Raw genomic sequence first — 18589 nt, 5'->3', positions numbered from 1 at the left:
ATGGCCGATTACAGCTCCCTCGATATCCGCCAGCGCTCCGCCTCCACGGAGACGCCGCCGGATATCCGCCGCCAGGTGGAGGTCGCCAAGCTCATCGACGTGTCGAAATGCATCGGCTGCAAGGCCTGCCAATCGGCTTGCGAGGAGTGGAACGACCTGCGCGACGACATCGGGATCAACCGCGGTGTCTATGACAACCCCCACGACCTCACCCCGAAGTCGTGGACCCTCATGCGGTTCACCGAGTACGAGAACCCGGAGACCCAGAACCTCGAATGGCTGATCCGCAAGGACGGCTGCATGCACTGCACCGAGCCGGGCTGCCTCAAGGCCTGCCCGTCCCCCGGGGCGATCGTGCAGTACTCCAACGGCATCGTCGACTTCATCGAGGAGAACTGCATCGGCTGCGGCTACTGCGTGAAGGGATGCCCGTTCAACATCCCGCGCATCAGCCAGACCGACCACAAGGCGTACAAGTGCACCTTGTGCTCGGACCGGGTCGCGGTGGGTCAGGCCCCGGCCTGCGCCAAGGCGTGCCCGACCGGCTCGATCATGTTCGGCACCAAGCAGGCGATGATCGAGCAGGCCGAGAGCCGCGTCGAGGACCTGAAGTCGCGCGGCTTCGAGCATGCCGGCCTCTACGACCCGGCCGGCGTTGGCGGCACGCACGTCATGTACGTGCTGCACCACGCCGACCAGCCGAGCCTCTATGCCGGCCTGCCGAACGACCCGAAGATCTCGCCGCTGGTGGCCTTCTGGAAGGGCGGCGCCAAGGTGTTCGGGCTCGCCGCGATGGGCTTTGCCGCGGTCGCGGGCTTCTTCCACTACGTGACGGCCGGCCCGAACGAAGTCGTGCCGGAAGAAGAGGAAGAGGCGGTCGAGTACGACGAGGCCAAGCGCCGCGGCGAGACCGGCGGCGGCGAGGCGCGGCCGCACTAGACGCGACGGTCTCCCTCCCCCCCCTGCGGGGGAGGGTGGCCCCCGAAAGGGGGTCGGGAGAGGGGAGCGACGGTGCAGGATGGGCGTTGCCCGTCATGCCGGTCGCATCCTTTCCTGAGCCCGGGTTCCCCTCTCCCGACTCCTGCTGACGCAGGGGCCACCCTCCCCCGCAGAGGGGGAGGGAGAGCTGCGCGGATCCGGAATCGACAGGGTGGCACCGTCGAGGTCATGCCGCCCTACATTAAGTTTCCGGGTCGATCCGTGCCGCGGAGCCGGCCCCGTCACGCGCGAGAAGGCCGATGACGAGCCAGAACGAGATCCGGGACGGCGATTCCCGCCCCCTCCACCACGCCAAGTCCGAGGCGCCGGAGGTGATGTACGTCCCCCGCTACACCGGGGTGCAACGCGTGAACCACTGGATCACCGCGATCCTGTTCACGCTGCTGACCCTGTCCGGGCTGGCGATGTTCACGCCCTACCTGTTCTCGCTGACCGGCCTGTTCGGCGGCGGGCAGGCGACGCGCGCGATCCATCCGTGGTTCGGCGTCGCCCTGGCGGTGAGCTTCTTCTTCCTGTTCGTGCGCTTCTGGAAGCTCAACATTCCCAACAAGGACGATGTCGCGTGGTCCATGAAGATCGGCGACGTCGTCACCAACCGGGAGGATCGCCTGCCCGAGCTCGGCAAGTACAATGCCGGCCAGAAGGGCGTGTTCTGGGGCCAGACCGCGCTGATCGGCGTGATGTTCGTCACCGGCCTGATGATCTGGAACACCTATTTCGGCGGGTTGACGACCATCGAGACCCAGCGCTGGGCGCTGCTCGCCCACTCGCTCGCGGCCGTGATCGCCATCGCGATCATCGTGGTCCACATCTACGCCGGCATCTGGGTGCGCGGCACCGGCCGGGCGATGGTGCGCGGCACGGTGACGGGTGGCTGGGCCTACCGGCATCACCGCAAGTGGTTCCGGCAGATCGCCGGATCCAAGGCGCGCCGGGGCTCGGTGGACAAGCGCGGATCCTGAGGCGTGGCCAACTTCTTCAGGCGCAAGCCAACGGTACCGGCCGGGACGACGCCCGCCGGGTCCGAGCCCAAACCCCAGCGGCGGGATTTCAGTGAGCTGAAGCCCGATCCCGACAAGATCGGGATCTCGGGCTCGGTCCCGTTCGTGCGGCTGCCCGATCCCGGGACGCTGTTCGCCGACCGGGCCGCGCGCCTGATTGCGGCGGCACCGGGACATCCGATGGAGGCCTATCTCCGGTTCGTCGCCGAGGTGGCCCGGGCGCAGGCGTCCGTGCAGGCGGCGTTTCCACCCGCCGAGGCCCCGGCTGCCTCCGACATGGCCCTGCGGACCGAGCACGGGATGCCGTCCCTGTCGCGCCAGCGGCTCGAGGCGGATGCCGGCTTCGACGGTTGCCTCACCGCACTGTTGGACCAGCTCGACCTGTCGGTGTCCCCGGAGGCTTCCCAGGCCGCCCGCGCGAGCCTGCTCGCGGCCTCCCCGGCGGACCGGCTGGATCTCGCCGTACAGGTCGTGGAAGGCGCGCTTCCGGTGGAGCGGATCGCCGAATGCGTGTTTGTGGCGGCCGCCCTCCAGGTCCGGTTCGCCCAGGATGCGGCGCGTCTCGACGCCTCGGCGCTGAAGCCCGTGGCCGACGGCGTTTGCCCGTGCTGCGGCGGCGCGCCGGTGGCGAGCGTGGTGGTGAGCTGGACTCCGGCCGACAAGGCCCGGTACCTGAGCTGCTCGGTTTGCAGCACCCTGTGGAACCACGTCCGGATCCGCTGCACCGCCTGCGGCTTCGGCGAAGGCATCAGCTATTACGGGCTCGACGAGGTCTCGAAGGACGTCCAGGTCGAGACCTGCACGACCTGCCACAGCTACATCAAGCACCTGCACCAGCACCGGGCGCCGACCCTCGACCCGGTGGCGGACGATATCGCGTCCTACGGCCTCGACCTGAAGATCGCCGAGGACGGATTCCGCCGCGCGGGCTTGAACTTGCTGTTCATCGTTTAACTCCCGGATCAACCTGGTCCGGGACCGCGTGAAGGGGCAGAGCCGAGCCCTGCCCGATCCCGCGCGCTCAGCGATACCCGTACCGGCTCTTGGCGGCGGCCAGCAGGTGGAGCGCCGGGCCGGACTTGCCGGCGGCGCATTCCGCGGCGGCCTGGCTGAGGTCGGCGTTGAACTGGTCGCCCACCGGCTTGTTGAGGTTGCCGGTGGCCACGTCGCTGTCCACGATGGCCTTGGTGCGCGCGATCTCCGGGCCGCAGCCGCTGCCGGCGGGCAGGAATAACGGCGCCGGAACGATGGGCGAGGGCTCGGAGACCTTGGGCGCGGCGGCGCGCTGCTGGCAGGCACCGAGCGTCGCGGCGGCGAGAACCACGAGGCTGAGGCGCATCGGAAGACGTGACGCGGGCACGGCGATCATCCTGTTGCGGCGCACGGGCTGCGCCGCCAGGGTTTTGGGCCGAGCTTGGCAGTGGGTCAATCGCCCGGGCGGCATACCCGCACGCTGTGATGATCACACATGGGGTTCCGGGTGGTCTAAGGCTCGATCAGGTGCCCGATCCTGAACCGGGACGCGCCCGTCCTCCCCGCAAACGGGGAGGATGGGCGCCCTCCCTGGACGGCACGTTCCGTTGACCGTGTACACCGTCCCGATCCGCAGATCCGCCGGCCCGGGCGTCGGCGCGCCCTATTTGGCCTTGTCGGACAGCGCCTTCAGGCCGGATTCGTAGATCCCCTGGATGGCGTCGACCGCCACGGTGTCGGGGGCGCCCTTGGCGTTGAAGGTCCCGCTCCAGGTCACCTTGGAGCCCGTGCCCTCGGGGGCGACGGCCAGCGTCGACTTGTAGTCGGCGACCGGCAGCGGGCCCTCCAGGATCGTGTAGGTGTAGCTCATCACCTTGTCGTCGCGGGAGACCTGCTCCTCCTTGAGGGTGCCGCCGCCCTTCAGGCTCAGCGTGCGGACCTTCAGGCCGTCCTTGTCGGACAGGACGCACTTCTCGATGGCCGGGTGCCAATCGCCGATGCCGCAGAACTCGCCGATCGTCTGCCAGACCTTGGCCGGCGGCGCGGCGATGTCGGCCGAGCGCGTCACCTCCAGGGCGTGGCCCGCGACGGTGGAAGCGGCCAGCGCCAAGGCGGCAAGCGGCAGGGGCCGGCTGAAAGCGAAGGGCATCGGGGGGTCTCCATCCATATCGATCGCGGCGGGCGCCGCGCAGGCTCTGGGGCCGCGCAGGAGCTAAGCCGCGAGACCCGCCGGGGCAATGGGCCGGCCTGACGGACGGCGGCTTCCGCGCCCAGACGACGCGGCGGGCGGACAGGGCGTCCCGGTCGAAGCCCCTACCCTACCACCCCTCCCCCAAGTCGCCCTCGACCGGGTCGCCATATCCCTGCACCGGCGCGTAGGCCGGGCGCACGGCGGTTCGGGCGTACGAGGCCGGGAGCGTGCGCCGGCCCATCTGGTCCAGGTCGGCCAGGGTGTCGTCCGGGGCATAGGGATCGCGGCTCCGGGCGAGCCGGCGGGTGCGCGTGCCGCGCTCGGCCACCAGGGCATCGGTGCCCTCGATCTGGACGCGAGTCCGGCTCGCCCCCTGGGCCTTCACGAGGTTGAACAAGGTCGCGGCGTTGCGCACCGACAGCCGCACGCAGCCGTGCGAGGCCGCGCGCCCGAGGCTGCGGACGTGGTTGGTGCCGTGGATCGCGTGGCCCTGGTTCGTGAAGAACATCGCGAACGGCATGGGCGCATCGTCCCACTCCTTCGAGAAGTGGGTGCGCTCCATCCGGAACGGCCGATAGGAACCGGACGGCGTGTCGTAGGCCTCGACCCCGGTGGAGACCGGCCAGGTGTAGCGCGGCTGCCCATCGACCGTGACCTCCATGCGCTGGGAGGATTTGTCGACGGTGATGAGCACATCCGCCCGGGCCGCCGGGGACGCGGCGCCCCACAGGAGCAGTCCGGACAGGACCGAGACCAGACCAATACGCATGAATGACCTCGATGGAGGGGGAAACCGCTTCGAGATAGGCTAAGCCCTTGCTAACGCCAAGGTTCCTGGGCGGGATCCTGCCGCCGCGGGGTTCGACTGCGCAGGCGCTGCGACGGCCGAGGGGCCGCCCGGATCCGGCCGCCTGCATCGTCGTCGCGGGCGGTCCCGAACCCACCCGGTGGAGCGCTTGCACGCGGAACTTGGCTTGGTCCTTGGCCGCTTCCCCAGGCGGGCGGCCCGGCTTCGGCACGGAAGATGCCCCCCGGAAGTTGCGCCCGTTGACACCCGCCCGCCGCCGGGCGCCTCCTACCCCATCCCAGATCCGGAGATCTTATGGCCCTCGACCCCGCCCTCGCCGCCGAGATCGAAGCGTCCGTGGCCGAAGGCTTCGCCGACCAGGTCGCGCACACGCAGGCGCTGGTCCGGTTCGCCTCGCTGCGGGGCGCGGAGCATGCCTGCCAGGATTACGTGTTCGGGACGTTCCGGTCCCGGGGCTACGCCACCGAGCGCTTCGCCATGGACCGCGCCGCCATCGCGGCCCATCCGGGCGGCTCGAAGATCGACGAGCGCCACTCGGACGCCCCGATCGTCGTCTGCCACCACCGCCCGCAGACCGAGACCGGGCGCTCGCTGATCCTGCAGGCCCATGTCGACGTGGTGCCGGAAGGGCCCCGCGACCTGTGGACTCACCCGCCCTTCGATCCGGTGATCGAGGGCGACTGGCTCTACGGCCGCGGCGGCGGCGACATGAAGGCCGGGCACGCCGCCAACCTGTTCGCCCTCGATGCGCTGGCCCGCCTCGGCCTCCAGCCCGCCGCCGCGGTGACGATCCAGTCAGTGGTCGAGGAGGAATCCACCGGCAACGGCGCGCTCGCGACCCATCTGCGCGGCTACCGGGCCGACGCCGTGCTGATCCCGGAGCCCGAGGACGAGAAACTGGTGCGCGCCAACACCGGCGTGCTGTGGTTCACCGTCGAGGTCCGGGGCGTGCCCGTCCACGTGCGCGAGATGGGCGCCGGCGCCAACGCGATCGACGCGACCTATCGGGTCATCGCCGCCCTGCGGGAGCTCGAGGCGCGCTGGAACGCCGAGAAGGGCGCGCACCGCCACTTCGAGGCCGAGGACCACCCGATCAACCTCAATATCGGCCGGATCGAGGGCGGCGACTGGGCCTCCTCGGTGCCGGCCTGGTGCCGGATCGACTGCCGGGTGGCGCTTTATCCGGGCATGGAAGCGGCCCGGGCCGCCGCCGAGATCGAGGCCGCGGTCTCGGATTTCGCCCGCTCGGATTCCTTCCTGGCCAACAACCCGCCGCGCGTCGCCTTCAACGGGTTCTTCGCCGAAGGCTACGTGCTGGCGGAGGGCTCCGAGGCGGAAGCCGTCCTCGGTCGCGCCCACGAGCGGGCGATGGGCGCCAAGCTGCAGAGCTTCATGTCGCCGAGCTACCTGGATACGCGGGTCTACGCCCTCTACGACCGGGTGCCGGCCCTGTGCTACGGGCCGATCGCCCAGAACGTCCACGGCTTCGACGAGCGCGTCAGCCTCGCCTCGGTCAAGCGCTGCACCACCGCGATGGCGCTGTTCGTGGCCGAGTGGTGCGGGACGGAGCGGCAGGCGGGCTGAAGCACGGGCTCCACGCGAGCGGTTCGCTACGACCTGCCTGCCCGATGTGAGCGCCCGCGATCCCCCTCTCTCAGGGGATAAGCCGGTCCGCCCGGAGCCGGGTGAACAGGTCGTAGAACGCGTCGTCGGTGGGCTGATACGCCGTAAAGCCCAGCCGGCGGCTCTTGCTCATGTCGGTGACGACCTCGATCGGCCGGCCGAGATCGGCATCGGTGTGCCAGGGGGAGGCGAGCTTCGCGAGGTCCGTCTCGGCCAGGCCGTGGCGCTCGGCGAGCTCGGCCCAGGCCGGCCCGTCCTGCGCCATCCTGTCCTCCAGCGGCCGGACCGTACCATCGAACGGCACCGCCTCGATCCCGAACCAGTCGGCGATCCGGCCCCACATCCAGCTCCAGCGGAAGACGTCGCCGTCGACCACGTTGAACGCCTCGTTGGCGGCCTTCGGCTCGGTGGAGGCCCAGAGCAGCTGGCGGGCGAGCAGCCTCGCGTCGGTCATGTCGGTGAGCCCGTTCCACTGGGCGGCCGAGCCCGGGAATGTGAAGGGGCGCCCCAGCTCCCGGCACAGGGTGGCGTAGCAGGCCAGCGTCGTGCCCATGTTCATGGCATTGCCGACCGCCTTGCCGATGATCGTGTGCGGGCGGTGCACGCTCCAGGTGAAGCCGTCGCGGGCGCTGGCCGCGAACACCGCGTCCTCCTGGGCGTAGTAGAAGTTCTCGATGTCGAGCCGGCCCTGGTCCTCGCGGAACGGCGTCTGCGGCAGGGTGCCTTTGCCGTATGCCTCGAACGGGCCGAGATAGTGCTTCAGCCCGGTCACCAGGGCGACGTGGCGGACGCTCTTCTGGGGGCGTAGGGCATCAAGCAGGTTCTCGATCATGGCCCGGTTGACCCGGATCATCTCCGCCTCGGTCGGACGCCGCTGCCAGGTCGCCAGGAACACGTGGCTCGGTGCGAGGCCGGCGAGCGCCTTGTCGAGGGAGTCCGGGTCCTGAAGGTCGGCGACGACCGGCTCGACCCCCGCCATCGCCACAGGCTTGCGGGCGAGCCCCGCGACCCGCCAGCCCTCCTCGGCCAGCAGCGCCCCGGTGGCGCTCCCCACGATCCCGCTGGCGCCGACGATCAGGGCCGTGTTCGACATGCACATCCTCTCCGCCCGGCTCAAATCCAGGTTGAGCGGCAGATGCGGCCGACCCCCACAGGCTTCAAGGCCGCCCGACGCCGCCCTCCCCCGCGTCGCGGGTATTGGCGGAGGCGCTTGGTAGACAGGCGTTCTCGTCGCTGGCCGCTTTCAGGATGGGACCGATCGTGCTCGTGGAGGACTCGGGCGCGGAGAGCTATTTCCTCTTTGAAGGATGCGGGCATTGCACCGCCGTCCGAACATCCTCCTTGTCATTCCGGGGCGCCGAAGGCGAACCCGGAATGACAAAGCGGTTTATTGTGCCGCCAGAGCATCATCATCGATCGGTGTCGTGATGCGCGGCCGCCGCTCCCCGCTCCTCACGCCACCCGGTCGATCGCCGCGCCCAGCACCTCGACGATCTCGCCGATCTGGCCGTGTTCGATGATCAGCGGCGGCGACAGGGCGATGATGTCGCCGGTGACGCGGGTGAGCAGGCCGCGCGCGAAGCAATCCACGAACAGGTCGTAGGCGCGCTTGCCGGGGGCGTCGGGCCGGGGCGCCAGCTCGATGCCGGCAATCAGCCCGATGGTGCGGATGTCGATGACGTTCTTGCGCCCGCGCAGGTCGTGCATCGCCGTGGCCCAGTCGTCCGCGAGGTCGGCGGCGCGGGTGAGCAGCCCCTCCTCCCGGTAGATGTCGAGCGTGGCGAGGCCGGCCGCGCACGCCACCGGGTGCCCGGAATAGGTGTAGCCGTGGAACAGCTCGATCCCGACCGGGCCGTTCATCAGCGCGTCGTGCACCGCGCGGCTCGCGAACACCGCGCCCATCGGCACCGTGCCGTTGGTCAGGCCCTTGGCGCTGGTCACGAGATCGGGCACCACGCCGAAATAATCGGTGGCGAAGGGCGCGCCGAGGCGGCCGAAGCCGGAGATGACCTCGTCGAAGATCAGCAGGATGCCGTGCTTGGTGCAGAGCGCGCGCAGGCGTTCGAGATAGCCCTTCGGCGGGATCAGCACGCCGGTGGAGCCCGCCACCGGCTCCACGATGCAGGCCGCGATGGTCTCGGCCCCATGGAGCGCCACCAGCCGCTCCAGGTCGTCGGCCAGCTCCGCCCCGTGCTCGGGCTGGCCCTTCACGAAGGCGTTGCGGGCCGGATCGTGGGTATGGCGCAGGTGATCGGTACCGTTGAGCTGCGGGAAGACCCGGCGGTTCGACACGATGCCGCCCACCGACAGGCCGCCGAAGCCGACGCCGTGATACCCGCGCTCGCGGCCGATCAGCCGGGTGCGGGTGCCCTGCCCGATCGCCCGCTGGTAGGCGAGCGCGATCTTGAGGGCGGTGTCGACCGATTCGGAGCCGGAATTGGTGAAGAACACCCGGTCGAGGCGGTTGTCGGGGCCGCCCGGGGCGATCTCGGCGAGCCGCTCGGCGAACTCGAACGCGATCGGGTGGCCCATCTGGAAGGTCGGGGCGAAGTCCAGCGTCGCGAGCTGGCGCTCTACCGCGGCGGAGATCCCCCGGCGCCCGTGCCCGGCATTGACGCACCAGAGCCCGGCGGTGCCGTCCAGCACCGTGCGGCCGTCATCGGCCGTGTAGTGCATGCCCTCGGCGGCCACCAGCATCCGCGGCGCCGCCTTGAACTGGCGGTTGGCGGTGAACGGCATCCAGAAGGCGTCGAGCGACGGCGTGTTGCGCAGGGGATGGTCGGTCATGGGTCGGCTCTCCGGGGCGACGTCCAGTCCAGGGGACACCCTGGCGGATCGGGCAACAAGTCCTTTTCTGATCGCCGCCAAGCCCTTGCAGAATCGGGGCCGCGGACGGCACCGTTGCGGGATCCTCAACACCTGAAACGGGGCCGGGACGGATGAGCATCGATGTCGGCGCGCGCCTGCGCTTCGTGCGGGCCCGCCACGGCCTGTCGCAGCGGGCGCTGGCCAAGCGCGCCGGGGTGACGAACTCGGCGATCTCGCTGATCGAGGCGAACCGGGTGAACCCCTCGGTGGGTGCCCTCAAGCGCATCCTCGACGGGGTGCCGATCGGCATGTCCGAGTTCTTCGCGCTCGAACCGGAGCCGGAGCGCAAGGCGTTCTTCGCGGCACACGAGCTGACCGAGATCGGCCGCAAGGCGACCAAGGGGGCGATCTCGTTCCTGCAGGTCGGCGACAGCCTGTTCGGGCGCAAGCTCCAACTCCTGAAGGAGCGCTACGAGCCCGGGGCCGATACCGGCCGGGTGCCGCTCTCCCACGAGGGCGAGGAGGGCGGCATCGTGCTGTCCGGCCGCCTCGAGGTCACGGTCGGCGAGGAGCGGCGCATCCTCGGCCCCGGCGATGCCTACAGCTTCGACAGCCGCCGCCCGCACCGGTTCCGCTGCGTCGGCCCCAACCCGTGCGAGCTGGTCAGCGCCTGCACGCCGCCGAGTTTTTAGAGCCGGATGCCGGGCGACAGCGTCATCCTCCTCCACGGTCTCGGGCGGACGTCCGCCTCGCTCGCGCGGATGCGGGCGGCGCTGACCGCCTCGGGCTACCGAGCGGTGGCGCTCGACTATCACTCGACCCGCCACGCCCTGCCGGACCTCACGGCCTCACTCGGCCCCCGCATCGCCGAGATCGCGCACGGGACCCCGGGGGATCTGCACTTCGTCGGGCACTCGATGGGCGGGCTCCTCGCCCGGGCCCTGATCGCCCAGGCGCGGCCGGAGCGGCTCGGCCGGCTGGTCATGCTCGGGCCGCCCAATCGCGGCAGCGAGATCGCGGACCGGCTGGGTCATCTCGGGCTCTACCGCCGGGTCTTCGGGCCGGCGGGTCTCACGCTCGGGACCCGCAGCGTCCCGGTCTGGCCCGATCCGGATTACCCGGTCGGCGTTATCGCCGGCACCCGCACCGTCGATCCGATCGGCTGGCTGATGCTGCCCCGGCCCAATGACGGCCGGGTCAGCGTGGCCGCGACCCGGATCGCGGGTCTGCAGGGTCATCTGGTCCTGCCGGTGAGCCACGCGCTGATGATGCATCATCCCACCGTCATCGCGCAGACTTTGCGGTTCCTGGCGGGCGGCGGATTCGGTACTGGCAGGTGAATGCAGAATGCCACCGCGAGCGCGCGAGGATCGATGGCCGTCACGCAGGAAGCCCCGGGATCGGCACCCGGGAAGAGCCAGTCGACGCGGGCGGCGGTGGCGGCCTTCGTGGGCACCACCATCGAGTGGTACGATTTCTTCATCTACGGCACCGCGGCGGCCCTGGTGTTCGGGCCGCTCTTCTTCACGGCGGAATCGCCCTACATCGCGACGCTTGCGGCCTTCGGCACGTTCGCGGTCGGCTTCCTGGCCCGGCCCCTCGGCGGGGTGATCTTCGGGCATCTCGGCGACCGCTTCGGGCGCAAGCGCGCCCTGGTGGCGACCCTGGTGATGATGGGCATCGCCACGTCCGGGATCGGGCTGCTGCCAACCTACGCGTCGGTCGGCCTGTGGGCGCCGGTGCTGTTGGTCGTGCTGCGGCTGGTGCAGGGTATCGCGGTCGGCGGCGAGTGGGGCGGGGCCGTGCTTATGGCCGCTGAGCACGCGCCGGCCGGGCGCAACACCTTCTTCGCCTCGTTCGCGCAGCTCGGCAGCCCCGCCGGGCAGATCCTGTCGCTCCTGGCCTTCCGGCTCGCCAGCCTGCTGGACAAGGAGACCTTCCTGGCCTGGGGCTGGCGCCTGCCGTTCCTGGTGAGCGTTCTGCTGCTCGGCGTCGGCCTCGCGATCCGGCTCGGCGTCGCCGAATCGCCCGCCTTCGAGAAGACCCGGGCCGCGGGCGGGCCGCCGCAGGCCCCCGTGCGCGAGGTGCTGTCGTCCTTCCTCAAGCCGGTGCTGCTGGCGGCCGGCGCCAACACCTTCGCGATCGCCTCGGTCTACCTGTTCAACACCTTCATGATCGCGTTCACGACGCAGTATCTCGGGATCGCCCGCGCGACGATCCTGGACGCGCTGCTGATCGCGGCCGTGGTGCAGCTGGTGATGACCCCGGTGGGCGCCCGTATCGCGGAGCTCATCCGCAACGAGCGGCTGTTCCTGCAGGGCGCGCTGGTCTGGGCGATGCTGGCCCCCTACCCGCTGTTCTGGCTGGTCGAGACCCGGTCGGTGAGCTTGATCATCCTCGGGCTCGCCCTGAACGTCGTCGGCACCGCGACCTTCTACGCGGTGATCGCCGGCTACCTCGCGGGCGCCTTCCCGGCCCGGGTGCGCTATACGGCGATCTCGATCGCCTACCAGTTCTGCGGGGCGCTGGCCGGTGGCCTGACACCGATCGTCGGCACGGTGCTGGCCGAGCGCTTCCAGGGGCATTGGTGGCCGATCGCCGTGTTCGGGACGGTCCTTGCCGGGATCTCCTTCCTCTGCGTGACGCTGATCGGCGGCTACCGGGCGCGCCAGCGCGGCTTTCAGGACGACTGAGGGTCCCGGGTTTTCACTCAAAGGCGGCGGATCCGGCTAACGCGGGATTCAAGGGCTCGCGTTAGAACGGTCGCATGAGCACCCTCGCCGCCACGGCCAGCCAGATGCTGGCGACGTCCCAGAACCAGGCGATCGGCACCGCGGTGGCGCGCCAGCAGATCGCCGCCGAGAAGGCGGTGGCCGGCCTGGTGGCGGAGACCGCCCAGGGCGGCGCCGCATCCGGGCCGCCGGCGCCTCCCGGCCAGGGCCAGCGCCTCGACCTACGGGTCTGAAATCGCCTACCCGAAGCCGTAGAGCCGGCGCGGGTTGTCGACGAAGAGCCGGCGGCGCCTGTCCGCGTCCGGCACCCACTCGGCCATCAGGTCGAGGAGGTCGGACAGGCGCGGCGGGCCGTCCCAGGCGGCGACGTGCGGCCAGTCCGAGCCCCAGACGCAGCGCTCGGGGGCGGCCTCGTTGAGGGCGCGGGCGAACGGAATCGTATCGGCATAGGGCGGCCCGGCCACCGAGTCCCGGAAGGCGCCCGACAGCTTCACCCAATGGCCGTCGCGCACGAGGCCGAGCAGGGTCTGGAAGCCTGGATGCTCCACCCCGGCCGAGGCCGGCATGTGGCCCATATGGTCGAACACCAGGGGCACCGGCAGCCGCGACAGGCGGCTCGCAATCGGCGGCAGGTCGCGGGCGTCGAGCAGGAACTGGAGGTGCCAGCCCATCTCGCGGGCCAGCGCCCCGTAGGCCTCCACCGCATCGAGGCCGATGCCGCCGCCGAACAGCACGTTGAGGCGCAGGCCCACCACCCCGGCCTTCTTCAGGGCGGCGAGGTCCGCATCGGGGAGGCCCAGCGGGATCACCGCGATGCCGCGCAGGCGCTGCCGGTTCGCCCGGAGCGTCTCCATCATCAACCGGTTGTCGGTGCCGTGGACGCTGACCTGGACCAGCACGCCGTTGGCCATGCCGGTGGCGTCGAGCATCGCGAGGTACCGGTCCGCGGGGGCGGCCGGGGGCGTGTAGCTGCGGTCGGCCACGAGCGGATAGGCCGGTGGCAGGCCGATCACGTGGGCATGGGTGTCGACCGCGCCCTCCGGCACCCGGTAGCGCGTCGGGCCGCCGGGGTGCGGATCGGGGGCCGGGCAGTCTCTGATCTCCGCCATGATCAGGTATCCGCGTGCAGGACCCGGCCGCGGGTCTCGGGCAGCGCGAAGGCCGCCAGGAAGAAGATCCCGTAGGCGATGGCCGCGAAGATCGCGATGGCCGAGGCGAGGCCGGCGCGCTCAGCGAGGTAGCCGACGAGCGCTGGGAACAGGGCGCCGATGCCCCGGCCGAAATTGTAGCAGAACCCCTGCCCCGAGCCGCGCAAACGGGTCGGGTAGAGTTCGGTCAGGAACGCGCCCATTCCGGAGAAGTAACCGGAGGCGAAGAAGCCGAGCGGGAAGCCCAGCACCCAGAGCACGCCGTTGGAGAGCGGGATCTGCGTGTAGGCGACGATCACCGCGATGGCGCCGAGCGAGAAGATCAGGAACAGCGGCCGGCGCCCGAGCCGGTCGGCCAGCCACGCGCCCACGAGATAGCCGGCGAACGAGCCGACGATCAGGGCCGCGAGGTAGCCCGTGGAGGACACCACCGACAAGCCGCGCTCCGTGGTCAGGAAGCGCGGCACCCAGGTGGTGATCGCGTAGTAGCCGCCCTGGCATCCGGCCGCCGCCAGCGAGGCGAGCAGGGTGGTCTTGAGGATCGGCCCGGAGAAGATCTCCCAGATCTTCGGCCGGTCGCCGGTCGCGATGGCCCGGGCACGAGTCTCGGCGGCGACCTGCGGTTCCTGGACGTAGCGGCGCAGGTAGAAGATCAGCAGGGCCGGAAGCGCGCCGATCGCGAACATCCAGCGCCAGGCGATCTCGGGGGGCAGCAGCGAGAAGGTCACGGCCTGTGCGAGCACCGCCATGCCCCAGCCGATCGCCCAGCCGGACTGGACCGAGCCGACCGCGCGGCCGCGATATTCGGCCCGGATGGTCTCGCCGATCAGCACGGCGCCGGCCGCCCACTCGCCACCGAAGCCGAGCCCCAGGATCGCCCGGGCGATGAGCAGCTGCTCGAAGTTCTGCACGAAGGCGCAGAGCAACGAGAACACCGAGAACCACAGGATGGTGATCTGGAGGGTGAGCACCCGGCCGATCCGGTCGGCGACGAAGCCCGCGAGCCAACCGCCCAGCGCCGAGGCCAGCAGCGTCACCGTGGCGGCGAGGCCGGCCGTGCCGGAATCGACATGCCAGAGGGCCATGATCGTCCCGATCACCAGCGGGTAGATCATGAAGTCCATGCCGTCGAGGCACCACCCGGCAGCGCAGGCCCAGAAGGTGTGCCGCTCCGTCGACGTCATGGAGCGGTAGAAGGCCATCAGGCTGGCATCGCGGATTTCCACCGCCTCCACGCCCGGATGTCCCGGCCCTGCTTCCGTCCGCATCACACTCTCCCGTCAGCGGATACCAATATCGGCGCCAATAGCCGAGCTGTGCAACCGTGGGGAGGTGCTACGCAAGGAAAAGGCCGCCCTGAGGCGGCCTTTCCCGAGACGTTCCGGTTCAGGCGTCGCTCAGTAGCAGCGCTCCACCAGGACCCGGCGGTAGCCGTAGGGGGTCCAGCGCACCCGCGGGACCGTGTAGCAGCCGCCGCCGTAACCGTAGTCGCCGGCGAAGCCGACCGGGGCGTAGCCGCCGCCATAGCCGTAGCCCGGATAGCCGTAGCCGCCGCCGTAACCGCCGTAGCCACCATAGAGGCCGCCGGCCGCCAAACCCAGGCCGACGCCGAGACCCAGGCCGCCGAGCCCGTAGCCGTAGCCGCCGCGATAGCCGTAGCCGCGGCCGTAGAAGCCCCGGCCGTAGCCACCGCGGAAGCCGGCGCCGCGGAACCCGCCGTAGCCGCCCCGGAACCCGCCGAAGCCACCGCCGCGGAAGCCGCCGAATCCGCCGCCTCGAAACCCGCCGCCGAATCCACCACCGTGGAACCCGCCGCCGTGGAAGCCGCCTCCGCCGAAGCCACGCGCGTCGGCGCTGGCCGGCATCACGACCAGGGCACCCGCCGCCAGCATGGCCGAGCCAAGCACTGCACCCTTCATCATGTATCTCCGTGGATCTAGACCGCCCTCGTGGCTAAGAAACGCCGAGTACTGAAAACAGTTCAGCCGCCCCCCGCGGCGCGCCGCCGCTCCCGCAAGGCGCAAGCCCGGCGCCATCCTGACCGTGGACGGTGCGGTTCCGGACACCAAAATCGCCGTTTTCCCAGGTGAGAGCCCCTGCGTCGGCCCGCGTCTCCGCCTGTGGGCATCACGGAACCCTCGATGACGACGCGCCCGGTTCACGCCTTCTTGATCGCGCTCCTGGCGCTGGTCGCCCTCGGCCGCGGAGCCGCGGCGGCGCCGGCCGCCCCGGACCTCTGCCGCGCCGTCCAGGCGCAGGGCGAGAGCTTCACGGTCTGCACCGTCGACCTGCGGCGCCAGCGGGTGCGGCTGTTCTGGCTTCAGGAGGACGGCCGGCCCTACGGTGCCCTGGGGACCCTCGCCGAGAAGCAGGGCGGCCGCCTCGGCTTCGCGATGAATGCCGGCATGTACGACAAGGAGCAGGCGCCGGTGGGCCTCTACGTCGAGGACGGGCGCGAGATGAAGCACGTCTCGACCGCGGACGGGCCGGGCAACTTCCACCTCAAGCCCAACGGCGTGTTCTGGCTGAAGGGCGACAAGGCCGGCGTGCTCGACACCGGACATTATCTCCGGGCGAAGATCCGGCCCGACTTCGCGACCCAATCCGGCCCGATGCTGGTGATCGACGGCCAGATCCACCCGAAAATCTCGGCGGACGGGCCTAGCCAGAAGATCCGCAACGGCGTCGGGGTACAGGAGGACGGCCGCGTGGCGGTGTTCGCCATCTCCGAGCGCCCGGTGACGTTCGGGGCCTTCGCCCGCTTGTTCCGGGACGACCTCGGCTGCCGCAACGCCCTGTTCCTCGACGGAACGGTGTCCAGCCTCTACGCGCCGAATCTCGGCCGCTCCGACATCAGCCGGCCGCTGGGGCCGCTGGTCGGGGCGATGGCGCGCTGACGGCGCGCGCTCGGCATCCTGCGTCACCGCGGATCCGATCCCGGACCACATCACGGTACGCCCACGAGGCCCCACGTGGCCGGACACCGGCAGGCATGCGAGCCGGGGCCGTGAGGTCGATTGCCCGGCGGTCCGGAACCGCCGTCAGCGCTTGAACGCGCGCCCAACCCCGATATACTCAGACAAAATAAAGGGGGGCAACATGAGTCGGTCGAGGCTTTTCGGCAGCGTCGCAGCTGTGCTGATCGCGACGAGCTCGGCGGGGGCGCAAGTCCCGCAAACGATCCTGTACGGCGCGGCCTATTACGATGAGTATACGCCGGTGGATCGGGTCGACGAAGACGCCAGGCTGATGAAGGCGGCGGGCATCACCGTCGTCCGGATCGCCGAATCCACGTGGGGCACGTTGGAGCCTCAGCCAAACGTTTTCAATTTCACCCCGATCGACAGGACCCTCGCGGCGATGAACCGTGAAGGCATCAAGGTCATCATCGGCACGCCGACCTATGCCGTGCCGACGTGGTTGGCGCGTCAGCACCCCGACATCCTGCTGCAGCCGGGCGCCTACGGTCCGCGGCAGAATATGGACATCACCAATCCCCATTGTCGCGCAGCCGCCGAGCGCGTCATTGCGGCCCTGATCGCCCACGTGAAGGACGATCCGGCGGTCATCGGCTACCAGGTCGACAACGAGACCAAGTCGTTCGGAACCAGCGGCCCCAACGTCCAGGCCGCCTTCGTTGCGGCCCTGAAAAGAAAGTGGTCGAGCCTCGACGAGCTCAACAAGGCTTGGGGGCTCGACTACTGGAGCAACCGGATCAACAGCTGGGACGATTTCCCGTCGGTCAACGCGTCGATCAACGCCAGTTTGACGAACGCCTTCCAGGCTTTCCAGCGGGGGCTCGTGACCGACTTCCTCGCGTGGCAGGCTGATCTGGTCCGTCGTCACGCCCGTCCCGGCCAGTTCGTCACCCAGAATTTCGACCTCGACTGGCGCGGCTATTCCTACGGCATCCAGCCGGACGTCAACCATTGGGAAGCCGCCAAGGCGCTCGATGTGGCCGGCATCGACATCTATCATCCCAGCCAGGAGAAGCTGACCGGGACCGAGATCGCCTTCGGCGGCGACGTGGCCCGCTCGCTGCGCGGCGGCGAGAATTACCTGGTGATCGAGACTCAGGCGCAGGGATTCCCGGAATGGACGCCCTTTCCTGGCCAGCTTCGCCTGCAGGCCTTCAGCCACCTCGCCTCGGGTGCGAAGATGGTCGAGTACTGGCACTGGGCCACGACCACGAACGCGTTCGAGACCTACTGGCGCGGGCTGCTGACGCAGGACTACAAGCCCAACCCGGTCTACGACGAGGCGAAGACGATCGGCGCCGATCTCAAGCGGCTCGGGCCGAAGCTCGCCGACATGAAGAAGAAGAACCGCGTCGCCCTCTACGTCAGCAACGCCGCGTTGAGCGCCTTCGATTCGTTCAAGATCAACACGCACGACTTCAAGGCCAATGCCGATCGGAAGCCCGTCACCTACAACGAGGTGGTGCGAGGATTCTACGATGCGCTTTACCGGCAGAACATCGAGGTGGATCTGATCTCTCCGTCCTCCACGGTACCGCTCGATCAATACAAGCTGATCGTGGTGCCGGCGCTCTACGCGGCGAGCGATGCTGAGATCGCCAAGCTCAATGAATGCGCCAAGGCGGGCGCCCACGTGCTCTACAGCTTCAAGAACGGCTTCTCCGACGAGAACACGAAGGTGCGCTTCGCGGCGCAGCCGGGCGGGATCGCGCAGGCGGCAGGGGTGACCTATCAGCTGTTCACGGTTCCCGAGGGCGTATCCCTCGCCGGCGACCCGTTCGGCGTCGGCGCTGTCGACAACAAGGCCCGCTGGTGGATGGAGATGTTGACCCCGACCACGGCAACGGTGGTGGCGCGCTACCAGAGCCCGTCCTGGCCCGCCGCCGCCGCGGTGACGCGCAACAGCTGGGGCGCGGGCGAGGTCACCTATGTGGGCTTCATGCCGACAGATGCCCTGGCGGAGAAAATCCTGGCGGATGCGGCCACGCGCGCCGGGATCGACGTTCCCGCGGCGCACTGGCCGATCGTCGTTCGCGGGGGCACCCTGTCGAACGGGCATCCGGTTCGCTACGTGTTGAACTACTCCGCGGCGGCACGGGCCACGCCCGCGATGATGAACGGCACCGAACTCCTCGGCGGTCGGGCGGTCACGCGCGGCAAGCCGATCGACCTGCTGGCTTGGGGCGTCGCGATCCTCGAAGGCGAGTCCGCGGCGCCCTGATCGACCCGCGCTCGGCTTCGGAGCCGGGCGCGGTCTGATCGGGAGCGGCGCCAGAGCCGCTCCCGATCGCGCTGCAATCCGGGACGGCTCTCAGTCCTCGATGCAAC

18 protein-coding genes are annotated in these 18589 nt (G+C 70.0%); 10 read left to right on the top strand and 8 right to left on the bottom strand.

Features of this window, described 5'->3' with window-relative positions; all coding sequences use genetic code 11:
- From fdxH to fdhE, 3 genes are all read left to right on the top strand, one after another.
- The gene (fdxH, locus tag FV242_RS14540; protein ID WP_147908864.1) at positions 1-939 is read left to right on the top strand and encodes a formate dehydrogenase subunit beta; all 939 of its coding nucleotides are present in this window, start codon (positions 1-3) and stop codon (positions 937-939) included.
- Between the two features lie 299 nt (positions 940-1238).
- The gene (locus tag FV242_RS14535) at positions 1239-1961 is read left to right on the top strand and encodes a formate dehydrogenase subunit gamma (RefSeq protein WP_147939409.1); all 723 of its coding nucleotides are present in this window, start codon (positions 1239-1241) and stop codon (positions 1959-1961) included.
- Between the two features lie 3 nt (positions 1962-1964).
- A complete protein-coding gene (gene fdhE / locus FV242_RS14530) occupies positions 1965-2954 on the top strand; it encodes a formate dehydrogenase accessory protein FdhE (protein ID WP_147939408.1) in 990 nt (329 codons plus the stop codon).
- 67 nt (positions 2955-3021) lie between these two features.
- Here the strand turns inward: fdhE and FV242_RS14525 are convergent, their stop codons facing one another.
- From FV242_RS14525 to FV242_RS14515, 3 genes are all read right to left on the bottom strand, one after another.
- Entirely contained in the window at positions 3022-3369 is a 348-nt protein-coding gene (locus tag FV242_RS14525) for a hypothetical protein (RefSeq protein WP_147939425.1), read from the bottom strand.
- Between the two features lie 267 nt (positions 3370-3636).
- Positions 3637-4122 (bottom strand): SRPBCC family protein, encoded by a 486-nt coding sequence (locus FV242_RS14520; protein ID WP_147857467.1) that lies wholly within the window; start codon positions 4120-4122, stop codon positions 3637-3639.
- Positions 4123-4291: 169 nt separating this feature from the next.
- A complete protein-coding gene (locus FV242_RS14515) occupies positions 4292-4933 on the bottom strand; it encodes a L,D-transpeptidase (protein ID WP_147939407.1) in 642 nt (213 codons plus the stop codon).
- A 333-nt stretch (positions 4934-5266) separates the two neighbouring features.
- Here FV242_RS14515 and FV242_RS14510 point away from each other — a divergent pair, with 333 nt between their 5' ends.
- Positions 5267-6556, top strand: coding sequence for an ArgE/DapE family deacylase (locus tag FV242_RS14510; RefSeq protein WP_147939406.1), 1290 nt, complete (start codon positions 5267-5269; stop codon positions 6554-6556).
- A 70-nt stretch (positions 6557-6626) separates the two neighbouring features.
- Here FV242_RS14510 and FV242_RS14505 read toward each other — a convergent pair whose 3' ends face one another.
- The gene (locus FV242_RS14505) at positions 6627-7688 is read right to left on the bottom strand and encodes an SDR family oxidoreductase (RefSeq protein ID WP_147939405.1); all 1062 of its coding nucleotides are present in this window, start codon (positions 7686-7688) and stop codon (positions 6627-6629) included.
- A gap of 359 nt (positions 7689-8047) precedes the next feature.
- Entirely contained in the window at positions 8048-9382 is a 1335-nt protein-coding gene (locus FV242_RS14500; protein ID WP_147939404.1) for an aspartate aminotransferase family protein, read from the bottom strand.
- A 152-nt stretch (positions 9383-9534) separates the two neighbouring features.
- Between FV242_RS14500 and FV242_RS14495 the strand changes: the two genes are divergently transcribed.
- The 4 genes from FV242_RS14495 to FV242_RS14480 all read left to right on the top strand — a co-directional run bounded on the left by FV242_RS14495 (position 9535) and on the right by FV242_RS14480 (position 12368).
- On the top strand, positions 9535-10095 hold the full coding sequence (locus FV242_RS14495) for a cupin domain-containing protein (RefSeq protein WP_147939403.1): 561 nt from the start codon (positions 9535-9537) through the stop codon (positions 10093-10095).
- Positions 10096-10101: 6 nt separating this feature from the next.
- Positions 10102-10743 carry an alpha/beta fold hydrolase gene (locus tag FV242_RS14490; protein ID WP_147939402.1) on the top strand — a complete coding sequence of 214 codons (642 nt, stop codon included), beginning with the start codon at positions 10102-10104 and terminating at the stop codon, positions 10741-10743.
- Positions 10744-10776: 33 nt separating this feature from the next.
- Positions 10777-12096 carry an MFS transporter gene (locus tag FV242_RS14485; RefSeq protein ID WP_147939401.1) on the top strand — a complete coding sequence of 440 codons (1320 nt, stop codon included), beginning with the start codon at positions 10777-10779 and terminating at the stop codon, positions 12094-12096.
- A 74-nt stretch (positions 12097-12170) separates the two neighbouring features.
- The gene (locus FV242_RS14480) at positions 12171-12368 is read left to right on the top strand and encodes a hypothetical protein (protein WP_147908875.1); all 198 of its coding nucleotides are present in this window, start codon (positions 12171-12173) and stop codon (positions 12366-12368) included.
- A gap of 6 nt (positions 12369-12374) precedes the next feature.
- Here the strand turns inward: FV242_RS14480 and FV242_RS14475 are convergent, their stop codons facing one another.
- From FV242_RS14475 to FV242_RS14465, 3 genes are all read right to left on the bottom strand, one after another.
- Positions 12375-13244, bottom strand: coding sequence for an amidohydrolase (locus tag FV242_RS14475; protein WP_147939400.1), 870 nt, complete (start codon positions 13242-13244; stop codon positions 12375-12377).
- 2 nt (positions 13245-13246) lie between these two features.
- Positions 13247-14551: an MFS transporter gene (locus FV242_RS14470; RefSeq protein WP_147908877.1), complete on the bottom strand. Its 1305-nt coding sequence runs from the start codon at positions 14549-14551 to the stop codon at positions 13247-13249.
- Positions 14552-14680: 129 nt separating this feature from the next.
- Positions 14681-15202, bottom strand: coding sequence for a hypothetical protein (locus tag FV242_RS14465; RefSeq protein WP_147908888.1), 522 nt, complete (start codon positions 15200-15202; stop codon positions 14681-14683).
- Positions 15203-15424: 222 nt separating this feature from the next.
- Here FV242_RS14465 and FV242_RS14460 point away from each other — a divergent pair, with 222 nt between their 5' ends.
- Together FV242_RS14460 and FV242_RS14455 are read left to right on the top strand one after the other, a co-directional pair.
- Complete coding sequence (locus FV242_RS14460) at positions 15425-16180, top strand: phosphodiester glycosidase family protein (RefSeq protein ID WP_147908878.1); 756 nt, start codon at positions 15425-15427, stop codon at positions 16178-16180.
- Positions 16181-16382: 202 nt separating this feature from the next.
- Positions 16383-18482 (top strand): beta-galactosidase, encoded by a 2100-nt coding sequence (locus FV242_RS14455; protein WP_147939399.1) that lies wholly within the window; start codon positions 16383-16385, stop codon positions 18480-18482.
- Positions 18483-18589: the final 107 nt, after the last annotated feature.

The sequence above is a fragment of the Methylobacterium sp. WL64 genome, assembly GCF_008039945.1.
In the GTDB taxonomy this organism is placed as follows: Bacteria; Pseudomonadota; Alphaproteobacteria; order Rhizobiales; family Beijerinckiaceae; genus Methylobacterium.
This window is presented reverse-complemented; position numbering and strand designations above follow the sequence as displayed.

Bases quoted from the DNA above. Each gene is read 5' to 3' on its own strand.
- FV242_RS14480 (WP_147908875.1), top strand. From the start codon at position 12,171: ATGAGCACCCTCGCCGCCACGGCCAGCCAGATGCTGGCGACGTCCCAG.
- FV242_RS14500 (WP_147939404.1), bottom strand. From the start codon at position 9,382: ATGACCGACCATCCCCTGCGCAACACGCCGTCGCTCGACGCCTTCTGG.
- FV242_RS14535 (WP_147939409.1), top strand. From the start codon at position 1,239: ATGACGAGCCAGAACGAGATCCGGGACGGCGATTCCCGCCCCCTCCAC.
- FV242_RS14470 (WP_147908877.1), bottom strand. From the start codon at position 14,551: ATGCGGACGGAAGCAGGGCCGGGACATCCGGGCGTGGAGGCGGTGGAA.
- FV242_RS14525 (WP_147939425.1), bottom strand. From the start codon at position 3,369: ATGATCGCCGTGCCCGCGTCACGTCTTCCGATGCGCCTCAGCCTCGTG.
- FV242_RS14485 (WP_147939401.1), top strand. From the start codon at position 10,777: ATGGCCGTCACGCAGGAAGCCCCGGGATCGGCACCCGGGAAGAGCCAG.
- fdxH (WP_147908864.1), top strand. From the start codon at position 1: ATGGCCGATTACAGCTCCCTCGATATCCGCCAGCGCTCCGCCTCCACG.
- FV242_RS14495 (WP_147939403.1), top strand. From the start codon at position 9,535: ATGAGCATCGATGTCGGCGCGCGCCTGCGCTTCGTGCGGGCCCGCCAC.
- FV242_RS14510 (WP_147939406.1), top strand. From the start codon at position 5,267: ATGGCCCTCGACCCCGCCCTCGCCGCCGAGATCGAAGCGTCCGTGGCC.
- FV242_RS14460 (WP_147908878.1), top strand. From the start codon at position 15,425: ATGACGACGCGCCCGGTTCACGCCTTCTTGATCGCGCTCCTGGCGCTG.
- FV242_RS14465 (WP_147908888.1), bottom strand. From the start codon at position 15,202: ATGAAGGGTGCAGTGCTTGGCTCGGCCATGCTGGCGGCGGGTGCCCTG.
- FV242_RS14475 (WP_147939400.1), bottom strand. From the start codon at position 13,244: ATGGCGGAGATCAGAGACTGCCCGGCCCCCGATCCGCACCCCGGCGGC.
- FV242_RS14505 (WP_147939405.1), bottom strand. From the start codon at position 7,688: ATGTCGAACACGGCCCTGATCGTCGGCGCCAGCGGGATCGTGGGGAGC.
- FV242_RS14515 (WP_147939407.1), bottom strand. From the start codon at position 4,933: ATGCGTATTGGTCTGGTCTCGGTCCTGTCCGGACTGCTCCTGTGGGGC.
- FV242_RS14490 (WP_147939402.1), top strand. From the start codon at position 10,102: ATGCCGGGCGACAGCGTCATCCTCCTCCACGGTCTCGGGCGGACGTCC.
- FV242_RS14455 (WP_147939399.1), top strand. From the start codon at position 16,383: ATGAGTCGGTCGAGGCTTTTCGGCAGCGTCGCAGCTGTGCTGATCGCG.
- FV242_RS14520 (WP_147857467.1), bottom strand. From the start codon at position 4,122: ATGCCCTTCGCTTTCAGCCGGCCCCTGCCGCTTGCCGCCTTGGCGCTG.